Annotated in this window: 14 protein-coding genes; 7 read left to right on the top strand and 7 right to left on the bottom strand. The window is 69.5% G+C overall.

The genetic code is table 11. The features are described from left to right. The first annotated feature begins 15 nt into the window (after positions 1-15). Positions 16-861, top strand: a complete 846-nt coding sequence (locus tag KIK09_RS40615; protein WP_214324824.1) for an SDR family oxidoreductase — start codon at positions 16-18, stop codon at positions 859-861. A 105-nt stretch (positions 862-966) separates the two neighbouring features. Here the strand turns inward: KIK09_RS40615 and rox are convergent, their stop codons facing one another. After that, on the bottom strand, positions 967-2,391 hold the full coding sequence (gene rox / locus KIK09_RS40610) for a rifampin monooxygenase (RefSeq protein WP_214324823.1): 1,425 nt from the start codon (positions 2,389-2,391) through the stop codon (positions 967-969). Positions 2,392-2,832: 441 nt separating this feature from the next. On the opposite strand from rox, the gene KIK09_RS40605 reads away from it, so the two are divergent. Beyond that, a complete protein-coding gene (locus tag KIK09_RS40605) occupies positions 2,833-3,333 on the top strand; it encodes a hypothetical protein (protein ID WP_214324822.1) in 501 nt (166 codons plus the stop codon). Between the two features lie 130 nt (positions 3,334-3,463). On the opposite strand, the gene KIK09_RS40600 is transcribed toward KIK09_RS40605, so the two are convergent. The 3 genes from KIK09_RS40600 to KIK09_RS40590 are packed head-to-tail and all read right to left on the bottom strand — an operon-like array spanning position 3,464 to position 7,190. Beyond that, a complete protein-coding gene (locus KIK09_RS40600; protein WP_214324821.1) occupies positions 3,464-5,008 on the bottom strand; it encodes a discoidin domain-containing protein in 1,545 nt (514 codons plus the stop codon). Further along, on the bottom strand, positions 5,008-6,465 hold the full coding sequence (locus tag KIK09_RS40595) for an alkaline phosphatase D family protein (RefSeq protein WP_214324820.1): 1,458 nt from the start codon (positions 6,463-6,465) through the stop codon (positions 5,008-5,010). The genes KIK09_RS40600 and KIK09_RS40595 overlap by 1 nt, the downstream gene beginning before the upstream one ends. A gap of 38 nt (positions 6,466-6,503) precedes the next feature. After that, positions 6,504-7,190, bottom strand: coding sequence for a FadR/GntR family transcriptional regulator (locus tag KIK09_RS40590; protein ID WP_250574578.1), 687 nt, complete (start codon positions 7,188-7,190; stop codon positions 6,504-6,506). 95 nt (positions 7,191-7,285) lie between these two features. Here KIK09_RS40590 and KIK09_RS40585 point away from each other — a divergent pair, with 95 nt between their 5' ends. The 4 genes from KIK09_RS40585 to KIK09_RS40570 are packed head-to-tail and all read left to right on the top strand — an operon-like array spanning position 7,286 to position 12,103. Continuing rightward, a complete protein-coding gene (locus KIK09_RS40585; protein WP_250574627.1) occupies positions 7,286-8,515 on the top strand; it encodes an ABC transporter substrate-binding protein in 1,230 nt (409 codons plus the stop codon). After that, positions 8,512-9,375 carry a carbohydrate ABC transporter permease gene (locus KIK09_RS40580; RefSeq protein ID WP_214324817.1) on the top strand — a complete coding sequence of 288 codons (864 nt, stop codon included), beginning with the start codon at positions 8,512-8,514 and terminating at the stop codon, positions 9,373-9,375. Before KIK09_RS40585 ends, KIK09_RS40580 begins: the two co-directional genes overlap by 4 nt. Then, a complete protein-coding gene (locus tag KIK09_RS40575) occupies positions 9,372-10,208 on the top strand; it encodes a carbohydrate ABC transporter permease (RefSeq protein WP_214324816.1) in 837 nt (278 codons plus the stop codon). Before KIK09_RS40580 ends, KIK09_RS40575 begins: the two co-directional genes overlap by 4 nt. After that, positions 10,205-12,103: a beta-galactosidase gene (locus KIK09_RS40570; RefSeq protein WP_214324815.1), complete on the top strand. Its 1,899-nt coding sequence runs from the start codon at positions 10,205-10,207 to the stop codon at positions 12,101-12,103. Before KIK09_RS40575 ends, KIK09_RS40570 begins: the two co-directional genes overlap by 4 nt. On the opposite strand, the gene KIK09_RS40565 is transcribed toward KIK09_RS40570, so the two are convergent. Genes KIK09_RS40565 through KIK09_RS40555 form a run of 3 tightly spaced genes read right to left on the bottom strand, consistent with a single transcriptional unit; the run spans position 12,078 to position 14,651 of the window. Beyond that, positions 12,078-12,782 carry a FadR/GntR family transcriptional regulator gene (locus tag KIK09_RS40565; RefSeq protein WP_214324814.1) on the bottom strand — a complete coding sequence of 235 codons (705 nt, stop codon included), beginning with the start codon at positions 12,780-12,782 and terminating at the stop codon, positions 12,078-12,080. The genes KIK09_RS40570 and KIK09_RS40565 overlap by 26 nt on opposite strands. Beyond that, positions 12,782-13,927, bottom strand: coding sequence for a galactonate dehydratase (gene dgoD, locus KIK09_RS40560; protein WP_214324813.1), 1,146 nt, complete (start codon positions 13,925-13,927; stop codon positions 12,782-12,784). Before dgoD ends, KIK09_RS40565 begins: the two co-directional genes overlap by 1 nt. 1 nt (position 13,928) lies before the next feature. Further along, entirely contained in the window at positions 13,929-14,651 is a 723-nt protein-coding gene (locus tag KIK09_RS40555; RefSeq protein WP_214324812.1) for an SDR family NAD(P)-dependent oxidoreductase, read from the bottom strand. A gap of 52 nt (positions 14,652-14,703) precedes the next feature. Between KIK09_RS40555 and KIK09_RS40550 the strand changes: the two genes are divergently transcribed. Then, positions 14,704-14,853, top strand: a complete 150-nt coding sequence (locus KIK09_RS40550; RefSeq protein ID WP_214324811.1) for a hypothetical protein — start codon at positions 14,704-14,706, stop codon at positions 14,851-14,853. Positions 14,854-14,958: the final 105 nt, after the last annotated feature.

Raw genomic sequence — 14,958 nt, 5'->3', positions numbered from 1 at the left:
CTAAGGTGAGCCGTCTTGACCATCCTTGTTACCGGCGCGACCGGCGCCGTCGGTCGCCACCTCGTCACGACCCTCCTCGCCCGCGGCGCCGCCGTACGTGCGCTGAGCCGCAAGCCCGATGACGCGGACCTGCCGGCCGGGGTCGAGGTCGTCGCCGGTGATCTGGCCGACGCCACCACGCTCGGGTCGCAGGTGTTCGACGGTGTCGATCGCGCCTTCGTCTTCCCTGCCCAGGGCGTCGACGCGTTCGTCACCGCGGCCACCGCCCACGGCGTCCACCGCTTCACCGTGTTGTCCTCCCTGGCTGCTGCGAAGGAGTTCCAACGCGACCACGGCTCGGCGAGCCAGCTCCACCACACCGCGGTCGAAGCCGCCGTGACCGGCCGCACCGATGCCTGGACGATCCTGCGGCCCGGCACCTTCGCCAACAACCTGCTCTCCTGGGCCTGGCAGATCCGCTCCGGCGCACCGATCCGGGCACCGTACCTCGCATCGGCACAGGCCCCGATCCATGAGTACGACGTCGCTGAGGCCGCCGCCGAGACCCTGCTCTCCGACAACCATCTGGATGAGGCGATCCCGCTCACCGGCCCGCAAGCCCTGACCCGCTCCGAGCAGGTGGCGATCATCGGCCAGACGCTGGGACGCGAAATCCCGCTGGTGGAGATCACTCCCGAGGAGTTCCGCACCGAGACCGCACAGTTCATCCCCGTGCCCGTGATGAAGATGCTGCTCGACTACTGGCACGACACCCTCACCGTCCCCGACGTCCCACGTCCTGTTACCGCAGTGACCCGGCGGCCGGGCCGCAGTCTGGCAGAGTGGGCCGCCGACCACCGGGCCGACTTCGAGACCGCCTGACGGAACCGGGCAGAGGGGATGGTCGGGCAGGAGCCGCCGAAACCGACGGTCAGCTGCTGGCCGTTCCGATCATCCCCACGGGCCTTTTCGGTTGCTCAGTCGAAATCAGTTGGCGGGCTCGCCGAACCAGCGGGAGAGGTGGTCGTCCAGGTCCTGCTGATCGTCGCCGATCCAGGCGACGTGACCGTCGGGGCGTAGCAGGACGCACGGAACATCCAGTGCCGCGGTGGGATCGGCGAGGTAATCGACCCGGTCTGACCAGCCGCCGACGGTCAGGCGTTCGGTGCGGTCCAGCAGCAGGCCGCGGCCGCGATGCAGCAGGCCGTACAGGCGGCCCTGTTTCACGTCGATGTCGCGCAGGCGGCGGCCGAGCAGGTCGGGGCCTGCGCCGAAGTCGTAGCGGATGCCGATCGCGGCGATCTTCTCGATCAGATGGCGGTTCACCTCGTCGAAGTCCATCAGTTCGGTGAGCAGCCTGCGCACAGCCTGCGGGCCCGGTTCGGTGGACAGCAGTTCCATCTGGGCGCGGGTGTTGTCCAGCACGTCCTCGGCGACCGGATGACGTTCGGCCTGGTAGGTGTCCAGCAGTGTTTCCGGGGCCCAGCCGCGGATCTGTGCGGCCAGTTTCCAGCCGAGGTTGAACGCGTCCTGGACGCCCAGGTTGAGGCCCTGTCCGCCGATGGGTGGATGGATGTGTGCGGCATCGCCGGCCAGCAGTACCCGCCCGACCCGATAACGTTCGGCCAGCCGGGTGGCATCCCCGAAGCGGGACAACCAGCGCGGGGAGTGCACGCCGAAATCGGTTCCGGCGATGGTGCGCAACTGTTGTTTGAAATCCTCGAGGGTGGGCGGTTCCCTGCGGTCGCTGACTCCCGCGGCGGGGACTACGACGCTGTAGACCCCTTCGCCGAAGGGCCTGAGCCAGAATCGCTGATGGGTCTCGCTGATTTCGGTCACCTTGGCGGCGATCTCCTCCTGCGGTACACCCACTTTCATCTCGCCCATGAGCGTGTCGGTCCGCGAGGGCTCGCCGGGGAAACCGACGCCGAGCAGTTTGCGTACCGTACTGCGCCCGCCGTCACAGCCGACGAGATAGCGCGAACGCAGCTGTTCCCCGTCGGCCAGCTCGACGGTCACACCCTCGTCGTCCTGCTCGAAACCGGCCACCGCACAACCGCGCCGGACCTGCGCACCCAGTTCGATCGCCTGTTCTTCAAGCAGGCGTTCGATGACCGGCTGCCGGATGCCCAGCAGATAGGCGTGCGCGGAATCCAGGCCCTTGGGCGCGGGTTTGTTGATGGCGGCGAAGAAACCGCCGGCCGGACGCTGTCTTCCATGCTGGAGCATGCGCTCCAGCAGTCCGCGCATCGCCATCAGCTCGAGACTGCGAATATGCAGACCGACTATGCGGACGAACGACTTGGGCGCGGTTTCCCTCTCCAGAACGAGTACCCGCACGCCGTGCAGCCGCAGTTCAGCGGCCAGCATCGCGCCGGTCGGCCCGCACCCGGCAATGACCACGTCGAACATGGGCGCGCGATCGGAGGCCGGCGATCGGAGTCCAGGGACGTCACGCTCGACCGTGTCGTTCGACGACGGCTCGGCGGAGAACTCAGAGTGCATAGGTGTTGCCTTTCGGGAGTGCCTTGTTGGCGAGGCGCTCCCGGCGACACCTACGTCAATCGCCGGCCGTGACGGGAAGGGGGAGCACCCACATCGCTACAGCGTTCATGGGTCTCACCTCCTCGGGCGGTGTCACGGTCAACTGCAAGCTACAAGCCCGAGCATCACCCCGTCCAATCCTTTCCCAGCCACGTGATCACGACGCCAAACGGGCCCCGGCTAGGGTCGACGGTCTGATCCTGGCCGCCCCCGAGGCGGGCGCTACCCTGATGAGGTTCGCTGCGACCATGGATGCGCTGATGTAGGTGAGGCACGATCGTCAGCACCGACCGCTCTGGAGAAGTCGTCATGACCATGCCTGAGCACAGCAATACCTGGCACGACGCTCGCTACGACATGCCCGTCAGTCGGCAGCTGGAGCGCTACAACGAGCTGGCCGCCAAGAACGCGTCGGCTCGTGCCCGGATCGAGCTGGTGGCCCGAGGGATCTATGACCCCGCCCGGCATGGAACTGATGACCGGCCTCCGCTCACCGTGGCCGAACACATCGAACTGCTGGCGCTCGCGGAGTGCATCGCGCGCACCGTGCGCCATCCCTCCAACATCCACCACGCGCTGCTGGCCGGGGTTACCTGGGCCGATATCGCCCACATCATCGACTCCGACGAGCTCACCGTCCGGCGGGACTACCAGCAGTGGGCTGACGACCAGTACGACCTCAACCAGCGCTACCCAGACCGCGGCATGACCGCCGACGAGCATGCCGCCGCGACCGCAAGAGCTGCGAAGGGGGTTGGAGACACCTTCTTGCGGACCGAGACATCCACAGATCTGCCTCATGATCAATGAGACAAGACTTCATCAATCCGTTGATGCCGAAAGCGTTCACTCCGAGAGACCGCAGATGGGCGATGATGCGGCCCGGGCCGCTGGCTGGCGGGGCGAGCGCGTCCATATCCGCGCCCACCCCGACAGGGCGTCAGCGAGCGGTGACCTCGGAGGCTGACAGGTACTGGCCGCCGTTGCCCTTGGTCCCCTCCAGCCGCACGTAGCGAGCGGAGGTGGCGGGGAACGTGGCGGTCTTGAGGCGCGCGTCGGCCGCCCAGGTGCCGGTGGCGACCTGGGTGAAGGCCTGGCCGTCGGTGCTGACGTAGACGTTGTAGGCGAGGATCGTGCCATTCAGGTTGCCGTCGAAGCGCGGCTGGTAGGTGAGCGCGCTCACGGTCCTGACCTCCTCCAGGTTGAGCGTGATGGACTGCGGCAGCGGCGTGACCGGGTCGTACTCGGAGTGCCAGAAGGTGGAGATGTCGCCGTCCACGGCCCGCTCGGGTCCGAAGCCGGGGTGGAAGCTGGTGGCGTACACCTTGGGCTCGGTGCACGACTCGGTGACGGTGACCGGCAGCTCGGTGGTCTCGGCCCCGATCCGCACCTTCACCCGATGCTCGCCCGGCGGGGTGTCCCTCGGCGCGGTGATCTTGAGTACGGCGTTGCGGGCCTGATGGGCGGGGATGGTCAGGTCGGCCTGTGCGGGCGTGACGGTGAGGGGCGCGGTGGCCTCGGCCGTGACGGGGCGCGGCAGCGGCTGGTCGGTGTTGTTGACGACCTTGGCCATCACCTGCGTCACCCGGGTGGCGAGCTCGCAGTGGTCGAGCGTCACCCGTCCCGGGATCACCGACTGCTGAACGTCGCGCTCGGCCCTGAGGAGCGCCCAGCTGAACGGCGCGTCGGCGTAGTAGGTGGACCGGCACGCGGCGTCGGCGGAGCCGGAGCGCCCGGCGTCGAAAGCCGCCTTGCAGGTGCCCGGAGCGTAGGAGTCGACCCCCGCGTCCAGCACATCGGCGTGCGCGAAGAGGTATCCGGGTCGGGTCCGGGTGTCTCCATGCTCGAACACCGCGTCGCTGTAGCCCTGGCGGCCGGTCAGCTCGGCCCAGAACGGCTGCGGCGAGCACCCGACGCTCTGATCGGTCAGCACCGCGCAGCGGCCCGCCCTGAAGTCGCCGCCGAGCACGCTGACCTGCCCGGGAGCGTGGGGGAAGCGGTCGCCCAGCCGGGCGGCGGCCGGGTCGGCGCCGGGGTGGGCAGCCACGAGCGACACCCGGAGCGTGCCGTCCCGGCGTTTGGCCAGCACGTGGGCCTGGTCCTCGTCCTGTACCCGCTCGAAGCCGCCTGGCTGCTCGGCGACCATGGTGTCGGCGTTGAGCAGGATGGCGTTCTCGCGCACGGCGCCGTCGGGCAGGAACGCCGAGCGTTCACCGGCCACGGCGACCTGGTAGCGGTGGCCGCCGGCCTGGCTCAGCCGGGTCGCCAGATGCTTGGCGTCCACGACCTCCGTGAGCACCAGGGCGTCAGGGTCGAGGGCGGCCACCCGCTTGGCGAAGTTGTCCAGGTCCCGGGTGTCGGCCACGTCGGCCTGCCGTACCGCGTCCTGGAGGTTGGCCTGGACGACCAGGATCGTGGCGGGCGGCCGTTGAGCGGGCGCGGCAAGGGGCAGCAGGGCCAGGGCCGCGACGGCGAGGCGCCTCATCAGGCCTCCTGGAGGGCGGGGCGCCCGGACTCGACGACGAAGGAGCGGCGCAGCGAGGGAGTGCCTCCGGGGGTGGTGACCTTGTCGACGACCACGTAGTCGGTGCGCAGGGTGGCGGCGGTGATGCGGCAGCGCACGTAGCCGCGCTGGTTGTTGAAGAACTTCAGGTGTGGGTTGGCCGCCAGCCACTCGGTGCCGCCGGTGGTCATGTCGGAGCCGTTGCCGCCGGAGGTGATCGACGTGCCCAGGAACTCCACGCTGACCGTGGGCGATTCGGGGTCGCCGAAGTCCGCCTTGAGCTCGGAGGCGCAGTTGACGTGGGCGTCGCCGGAGAGCACGACCGGGTTGGACACCCGGCGCTCGGCGATGCCGGCCCACAGGCGGTTGCGGTTGGCCGCGTAGCCGTCCCAGGTGTCGGGGTTGAGCTGCTGCAGGCCAGGATCGGTGAGCCGGTCCAGCTGGAACATCTGGACCTGGTTGGCCAGCAGGTTCCAGGTGCTGCGCGAGCGGCCCAGGTCGTCGAGGAGCTGCCGTTCCTGGTCGAGGCCGAGCATGCTCCTGGCCGGGTCGAGGCGGGCGTTGATGTCGGCGGGGCTGCGGAACTGGCGCTCGTCGGGGACGAAGAAGGTGGCGAGCCTGCCGTAGGGGATCTTCTGCGCGAGCCGCATGTCAGGCCCGGATGGCAGCGTCGAGGGGCGGATCGGCTGGTTCTCGAAGAAGGCGCGGAAGGCGGCGGCGCGGCGGCGCAGGAAGTTCTCCGGGGTCGCGCCGGTGGGTGACAGCTCGCCGCCCCAGTTGTCCTCCACGTCGTGGTCGTCGACCGCCACGAACCAGGGCGCCGCGGCGCGGGCGGCCTGCAGGTCGGGGTCGGTGTTGACCAGGGCGTAGCGCAGCCGGTACTGCGAGAGGGTCTGTACGGCGACGCCGTGCGCGGCCGACAGCGGGGTCTTGCGATTGCCGCCGGTGGGGCCGATGCCGTACTCGTAGATGTAGTCGCCGAGGTGGCCGATCAGGTCCAGGTCCTGCGCCGCGAGGTCTCGGTAGGCGGTGTAGAAGCCGGTCTCCCACTGCTGGCAGGAGGCCCAGGCGAAGCTGATCTCCGGGCTCTGGCCCGGGTCCGGCGCGGTCTTGGTGCGCCCGACCGCGCTGGTGTGGTCGCCGACGGCGAAGCGGTACCAGTACTCGCGTCCCGGCCGCAGGCCGTCGACCTCGACGTGCACGGAATGCGCGAACTCGGGGCGGGCGGTGGCGGTGCCCTTGCGGATCACCCGGCGCATGCCGTCGTCCTCGGCCACCTCCCACAGGACCGGCACCGGCTCCGGCGCCATGCCGCCGCGGCCGTCGTCGGCGAGCGGCTCGGTGGCCAGCCGGGTCCAGAGCACCACGGAGTCGGGGCGCGGATCCCCGGAACTCACGCCCAGCGTGAAGGGGATGCCGGGGCCGGACCAGCGGAACATCAGGAGCCCGGCTCCGAGGGTTAAGAGCTGTCGTCGGTTCAAAGGGCCGCCTCGTCTCTCTCGGCTTGGGTGAGCAGGTCACGCATGGCGGTCTCGGCGGTGCCGGGGTCGCCCCGCCGTACCGCGTCCAGGACCGCGCGGTGGGTCGCGGCGAAACCGGGACGCTCGCCGTGCGCGTGCACCATCCGGTCGCGCGCGTACAGGGCGGAGGCGATCACGACCACCAGGCAGTCGAGCAGCTCGTTGTGGGCGGCGGCCAGCAGCAGCCGGTGGAAGGAGATGTCGGCCTCGGTGTGCGCGACCGGGTCGGCGACCGTGCTCGCCATCCGCTCCAGCGCGGCCTCCAGGGCCGCGACCTCCTCGTCGGTACGGCGCAGCGCCGCGAGCCTGGCGCCGGCCGGTTCGACCGCGGCGCGCACCTCGGCCAGCTCGCGCAGCATGTCCTCGTCCCCGCGGTGCGCGAAGCGCCAGCGCAGCACGTCGGGATCGAGCATCGACCACTCGGCCCGTGGGCGGACGTACGTACCGCGCTTGGGCCTGGCGTCGACGAGCCCCTTGGCGGCCAGCGTCTTCAACGCCTCCCTGACCACCGTCTGGCTGACCTGGTAACGCCTGGCCAGGCCGGTGGGGTCGAGGGGCCCGGTGGTGTCCGGGTCGCCGCCGACGATGCGGCGGCCGAGGTCCTCGACGACCTCACCGTGCACCCCACGCCGTGGATAGCTCATGGTCTTCCGCCCCTCTTCCAATGGTGATAAAACCATAAATTATGAATATTTGGCCATCTCGACTGAGGTCCCCCCTCCTCAGCCTGGCCGTGGTGATGTTGCTCGTCACCGCCTGCGGAGGCGGGGGTGGGAGCGGGAACGAGCCCGTCCACCTGAAGTTCTGGGCCTGGGTCCCGGGCATGGACAAGGCCGTCGATCTGTTCAATCGGACCCACAACGACATCCAGGTCACGCTCGACAACGTCCCGAGCGGCAGCCGGGGCGGCTACGCGAAGATGCACGCCGCGGTCCAGGCGGGCGACGCGCCCTGCCTGGCACAGATGGAGTTCCAGGAAATGCCGGCGTTCCTGCTCAACGGCGAGCTGGTGGACCTGAACCCGTACCTGACGCCGAAGGACCGGGCCGACTTCCAGGAGAACGCCTGGGAGCTGGTCTCCTTCGAGGGCGGCACCTACGCCGTCCCGCAGGCGACCGGCCCCATGGCCCTGTACTACCGGGAGGACCTGCTCAAGAAGTGGGGCATCGAGGTGCCCAAGACCTGGCAGGAGTACCGCGACGCCGCCGCCAAGATCCGCAAGGCGGATCCGGGCGCCTACATCACGATGTTCCCCGCCAACGACGCCTCGCCGTTCATCAGCCTGGCCTGGCAGGGCGGCACGCCCTGGTTCGACACCAGGAGCGGCCGTTGGCAGGCGAGGATGACCAGCCCCGAGACGCTCAAGGTGGCCGAGTTCTGGCAGGGCATGGTCAAGGACGACCTGGTCAAGGTGGGTCCGCAGTTCACCCCCAGCTGGTACAAGGACCTCGCCTCCAGCAAGCTGGTCGCGGTGCCCGTGGCCCAGTGGGCCGAGGCCATCATGGCCGCCAACGCCCCCACGACCGCCGGCAAGTGGCGGGCGGCGCCGCTGCCCCAGTGGGAGGCCGGCGGCAAGGCGTCGGCCAGCAACGGCGGCTCGTCCACCGCGCTGCTGCGCGGCTGCGAGCACCCGCGCGAGGCCGTCGAGTTCGCGCTGTGGGTCAACCGCGACCCCGGCAGCGTCAACACGCTGATCCAGACCGGGTACGGCTGGCCCGCGGCGATCTCCGGCATGTCGAACCCGGCGCTGACCAAGCCCTCGGAGTTCCTGGGCGGTCAGCAGACGGCGCAACTGTTCACCGACTCCTCCAGTCAGGTGCCGCGTGGCTGGTCCTGGTGGCCCACCTACGACAGCACCGTCAAGGCCCTGAGCGACCGGTTCGAGCAGGGCGACCTCGTCGAGGCACTGCGTCAGGCCCAGACCCAGACCGTGGAAGAGATCAGGGCGAAGGGGCTGAGGGCAGAATGAAACCACGCATCGCAGCGGTATTTCTCGCGCCGTTCCTGGTGTTGTTCGCCGTGTTCTTCGTGGCGCCGCTCCTGTACGCGCTCGGGGAGAGCCTGACCAGGATCGAGCGGTCCGGGCTGCTGGGCCTGCACGGGCGGACCACCCACTTCGCGTGGCTGTCCAACTACACCACCGCGCTGTCAGACAGCGCCTTCGTGGGCAGCATCGGCAGGATCTTCCTGTTCGCGATCATCATGGTGCCGCTGATGGTGGTCGCCTCGACCATCCTGGCGCTGCTGCTGGAGGCGGGGATAAGCCGCTGGCCGCGGTTCTTCCGCACCTCGTACTTCCTGCCCTACGGCATCCCCGGAGTGATCGCCTCGATCATGTGGGGGTTCCTCTACTCGCCGGGCACCTCCCCGTTCACGGCGTTCTTTCCTGACCTGGATCTGCTCGGCCCGAGCTCGGTCTTCTGGGCGATCATGAACATCGTCGTCTGGCAGTGGACCGGCTACAACATGCTGATCGTGGTGGCGCAGCTGCAGTCGATCCCCCAGGGCCTGTACGAGGCGGCCAGGATGGACGGCGCGACCCGGTGGACGATCGCGTGGAACATCCAGATCCCGATGATCCGGCCGGCGCTCGTGCTGATCGCCGTGTTCAGCATCATCGGCACGCTGCAGTTGTTCAACGAACCGCTGGTGCTCACGCCGCTCTCCAGCGGCATCTCCAGCACCTACACGCCGACGATCACCGCTTACAACGAGGCGTTCAACGGCAACAACCTGGCGCTCGCCGCCGCCGAATCGATCATCCTGGCGCTGGTGATCTCCGTTCTGTCCTTCGGGTTCCTGCGCCTGGTGGGAAGGAGGGGCCGATGAGGACCGTCAGCCTGCGCTGGCTCACCACGCTCCTGCTCGTGGTGCTGGCCGCCTACTTCCTGATGCCGCTCTACTGGCTGCTCGTCGCCGCCACCAAGAGCACCGGCGATCTGATCAACTCCTCGCCGCTGGGGCTCGCCGACCCGCAGCTGTGGACCAACCTGCGCGACCTGGTCACCTTCGACGGCGGCATCTTCTGGCAGTGGGTCGGCAATTCGCTGATCTACTCGGGGCTCGGCGCGGCCGGCGCCACGTTCGTCTCCGCTTGCGCCGGATACGCCCTGGCCAAGAGCGTGTTCCGGGGCAAGGAGGCGGTCTTCAACCTCGTGCTCGCCGGGTGCCTGCTGCCGATGACCGCGCTGGGCCTGCCGCTGTTCATGCTGATGTCGAAGATCGGCCTGGCCAACACCTACTGGGCGATCCTGCTGCCGAGCCTGGTCAGCCCGTTCGGCGTCTACCTCTCGCGGATCTACGCGGCCACCGTGCCCGATGACGTGATCGACGCCGCGCGGAGCGACGGGGCGGGCGAGTGGCGGATCTTCCTCACCATCGTGCTGAAGATCATGTCGCCCGCGCTGGTGACCATGTTCCTGTTCCAGTTCGTCGCCATCTGGAACAACTACTTCCTGCCGCTGGTCGTGCTCTCGGACAACCACCTCTATCCGATCACGCTGGGCCTGACGAGCTGGCAGGGCTTCGCCGACCGGCAGCCGATCCTGCAGACGCTGACCGTGGTCGGCTCCTTGGTTTCCGTCATTCCGTTGATCGTCCTGTCCGGCGCCCTGCAGCGCTTCTGGCGTACCGGACTCACCGAAGGGAGCGTTCGAGAGTGATCCGCTATGGGGGCGACTACAACCCCGAGCAGTGGCCGCGCGCCGTGTGGGCCGAGGACGCCAAGCTCATGCGGGAGGCCGGGGTCAACCTCGTGACGCTGGGGATCTTCGCGTGGGCGCAGGTCGAGCCCGCTCCCGGCGAGTACGACTTCGGCTGGTTCGACGACGTCATGAACCTCCTGCACGACCACGACGTCGACGTCTGCCTGGCCACGATGACCGCCTCGCCGCCGCCGTGGCTCGGGCACCGCCATCCCGACTCGCTGCCCGTGGCGGCCGACGGTCAGCGGCTCAGCTACGGCTCGCGCTGCCACCTGTGCCCGTCCTCGCCCGCCTACCGCGAGGCCTCGCTCGGGCTGGTGACGCGGCTGGCCGAGCGCTACGGCGCCCATCCCGCGCTGCACTCCTGGCACATCGGCAACGAGTGGGGCTGCCAGGTGCCCGCCTGCTACTGCGACCTGTGCGCCGCCGCGTTCCGCCGCTGGCTGTCGGACCGCCACGGCGATCTCGACGGGCTCAACGAGGCGTGGACGACCACGTTCTGGAGCCAGCGCTACTCCTCGTGGGAGGAGATCCTCCCGCCCCGCCGTACGACCGGAATCCCGAACCCGGCGCACACGCTCGATTTCGCCGAGTTCAGCTCGGACGCGCTGCTGGCCTGCTATCGGGCGGAAACCGAGGTCGTACGGCGGGCCGCGCCGGAGATCCCGGTCACCACGAACCTGTGCAACGTCATGCCCAACACCGACCTGCCCGCCTGGGCGGCCGAGATGGACGTGGTCAGCGGCGACTGCTACCCCAACCCCGGCTCCCCCGACGGCCATCTGGAGAGCGCGCTCTACTTCGACGTCTGGCGCGGCCTGAAGGACGGGCAGCCGTGGTGGCTGCTGGAGCAGGCGCCCTCGGCGGTCAACTGGATGGGAACCAACCCGGCCAAGCAGCCCGGGCGGATGCGCCGGGACAGCCTGCAGGCCGTGGCGCGCGGCGCTGACACGGTGATGTTCTTCCAGTGGCGGGCCTCGCGGGGCGGCGCCGAGAAGTTCCACTCGGGCATGGTGCCGCACGCCGGTCCCGACCATCCGCTGCACCGGTCGATCCGGGAGCTGGGGAGGGAGCTGGCGGAGCTGGGCGACGTGGCGGGCACCAGGGTCCAGGCGGACACGGCGATCGTGCTCGATTGGCGCAACTGGTGGGCGCTTGAGCAGGAGTCGCACCCCAGCGACCAGATCCGCATGATGGGGCGGCTGCGCGACCACTACGACCCGCTGTGGAAGCTGGGCATCACCACCGACGTCGTCCGGCCCACCACAGACCTGTCGAAGTACCGGCTGGTCGTGGTGCCGAACCTCTACCTGATCTCCGGGGAGGCCGCCCGCAACCTGGCCTCCTACGTGGACAGCGGCGGCCACCTGGTCGTCTCGTTCTTCTCCGGCATCGTGGACGAGCGCGACCAGATCTGGATGGGCGGCTACCCGGCGCCGCTGCGCGACCTGCTCGGGCTGACGGTCCTGGAGTTCGACCCGCTGCTGCCCGGGGCGAGCACCGCCACGTCACTCGGGGAGGCCACGCTGTGGAGCGAGCACATCCAGTTGGAGGGCGCGACCGCGATGGAGACCTTCGCCAATGGCGAGCCCGCGGTCACCCGCCACGCGTTCGGCAAGGGTGCCGCCTGGTATCTCGCCACCCGTCCTGCCCCTGACGCGATGACCGGCCTGATGGGCCGCATCGCCCGCGAGGCAGGCGCGACTCCGGCCGTCCCGGGTCTGCCTGAAGGGGTGGAGGCCGTGGTCAGAGTGGGGGACGACGTGCGGCACGTCTTCCTGATCAACCACACCGACCAGGCCTTCGACGAGGTTCCCGCGCGGGGGGTCACGGTGCGGACTGAACGTCCCTGACGTCGCGCGCGGCCGCGTGCAGGAGGGCGAGCATCCGGTTCCTGGCCCCCTCCGCGTCGCGGTCGCGCACCGCGTCCGCCACGTCCTGGTGCCATGCGTGCCCGAGCTTGATCGAGACCCGGTGGCCGTGGACGTAGCGGTCGCGGGCCCGCAGCCCCAGCTCGATGATCTGCCCGAGCTGCTCGATGAGCTCATTGCGCGTCGCGGCCACCAGCGCGCGGTGAAAGCGCAGGTCGGCCGCGACGATCTCCTCCGTGGTGGCGTCCGCGTGGTCCATCTCGGCGAGCGCGGCGTAAATCTCCGTAAGGTCCGCTTCCGTACGGCGGCGCGCCGCCAGGGCCGCCGCCGAGGGCTCGATCATGGCGCGGATCTCGGCCAGCTTGTCCAGGATCGACGGGTCGGCCATCGACTCGAACTGCCAGCGCAGCACGTCCGGGTCGATGAGGTTCCAGACCTCACGCTCGCGCACGAAGGTACCCCGCTTGGGCCGCGCGTCGATCAGGCCCTTGCCCGCCAGCACCTTGAGGGCCTCTCTGATGGCCGTCCTGCTGACGTCGAACTCTGCCGCAACCGCGTCGATGTCGAGGATCGTGCCGGGCGGCAGTTCGCCGCTGACGACGCGGATGCCCACCGCCTCGACCACACGGCCGTGTGTCCCGCGTTCCGGATATCTGCGCATCACCACTCCGCCAGGCTGCCGTCGTCGCGGCGCCAGACCGGCCCGCGCCATCGGTGCCCGTCCGCCGCGGCCCGCTCCACGGCCTTCACGTCCACCTCGATGCCGAGGCCGGGTGCCTCGAGCAGCGGCACGTGCCCGTCACGGTAGGCGAACACGGAACGATCCACCAGGTAGTCCAGCAGGTCGGCCTGCTCGTTGTAATGGATGCCCAGGCTCTGTTCCTGGATCAGCAGGTTGGGGGTGGCGAAGCCGACCTGCAGGCTGGCGGCCAGCGCGATCGGGCCGAGCGGGCAGTGCGGTGCGAGCGTCACATCGTGCGTCTCGGCCATCGCGGCGATGCGCCGCACCTCCGAGATGCCGCCCGCGTGCGAGATGTCCGGCTGCGCCACCGCGATCCCCGCCTCGAACGCCGGCCGGAAGTCCCACCGGGAGAACAGCCGCTCGCCGGTGGCGATCGGGATGCTCGTCAGCGACGTCACCGCCGCCAGGTCCCGGGTGAGCTCAGGGACGACCGGCTCCTCCACGAAGAACGGCAGGTAGGGCTCCAGCAGTGGCAGCACCCGCCTGGCCATCGGCATCGACAGGCGGCCGTGGAAGTCCAGCGCGATGTCGACACCGTCGCCCACCGCCTCACGCACCGAGGCCAGGCGTGCCACGATCACCTTCACCTCGGCGGCCGTGTCGATGGCGCGGACGATCCCGGCAGCGTTCATCTTCACCGCGGTGAACCCGGCCTCCACCTGCTTGATGGCGGCCTCGGCCACCTCGGCGGGGTCATCGCCGCCGATCCAGCTGTAGACCCTGATCCTGTCCCGTACGGGGCCGCCGAGCAGCCGGTGGACGGGCGCTCCATAGGTTTTGCCCGCGATGTCCCACAATGCCTGGTCGATGCCGGCCACGGCGCTCGACAGGATCGGGCCGCCCCGATAGAAGCCGGCCTTGGTCAGCACCTGCCAGTGATCCTCGATCCGCAACGGATCCGCGCCGACCAGGTAGTCGGCCAGCTCGGCCACCGCGGCCGCGACGGTCTCCGCCCTGCCCTCGATCACCGGCTCACCCCAGCCGGTGATCCCTTCGTCGGTGTCGATACGCAGGAAGAGCCACCGAGGCGCGACCAGATAGGTCTTGAGCGACAGAATGCGCATATCAGTCAGAGTCCTTCACGACGCTCCAGCCACCGTCGACGGTCAGGGTGGCACCGGTGATGAATGAGGCCTCGCCGCTGGCCAGGAACGCCACCGCGGCGGCGACCTCGTCAGGAGTGCCGAGCCGCCCGGCCACCGTCGCGCGGGCGCTGCGCTCGCGGCCCGCCTCGTCGATGCCGTCCCAGGCCGCGGTGAGGATCGGGCCGGGCAGCACAGCGTTGACGCGTACGGCCGGGCCGTACTCCACGGCCAGTTGCCTGGTCAGCGACAGTAGTCCGCCCTTGGCCGCGGCGTAGGACGGATGGCCCGGCACGCCGAAGTCGGCGTGCACGCTCGAGACCGCCACCACGGCGCCGCGCGCCTGCTCCAGCTCGCCGACGAAGGTGCGGAAGCCTAGGTAGAAGCCGGTGAGGTTGACGGCGAGCTGGGCGTTCCAGTCCGCGAGGCTCACCTTGTCCGCGGGTCCCTTGCGCAGCGTGAACGCGTTGCTCACGAGCACGTCCAGACGGCCGAACCGCTCGTTCACCAGCTCGCGCAGGCGCTGCCAGGCCTCCTCGGAGGCGACGTCGGTCGGCACATGGATGGCGCCGGGTACGTCGGCCGGCACCACGTCGGCGATGACGACCGCGGCGTCCTCCTTCGCCAGCCTGCTTGAGATGGCCGCGCCGATCCCCCTCGCGCCACCGGTGACGACCGCAACCTTTCCGGCGAATCGCCCGCTCACATCTCGCTCCCCTCGTCTCAGTCTCGAATAATAGTATTATTCATGGACGGCGATGGTGAGCGACCTCATGCGGCTCGTGTCGGCTCAGCCGGTGACCATCCCGACGACGAGGTTGATCGTGGTGGCTCAGGATGCCGAGCGTGGTGGCCGCGACGATGACGAGCTCCTCGATGACACGGCGGGCGTCGGTCACGAGAGCTGAGGCCCAGCGCGAGTGCCGCGCGATCGGCACCCGGTCGCGGCACACCGCGGGTGCGCTTTGGTCGGAACTGGACAGCGAATGGCCTGGGAACTGGTCAGCCGAAGA

Origin of the sequence: Nonomuraea sediminis (assembly GCF_018531495.1) — a bacterium.
Taxonomy (GTDB): Bacteria; Actinomycetota; Actinomycetes; order Streptosporangiales; family Streptosporangiaceae; genus Nonomuraea; species Nonomuraea sediminis.
The sequence above is the reverse complement of the archived record's forward strand: the minus strand, read 5'-3'. Positions and strand labels throughout refer to the sequence as shown.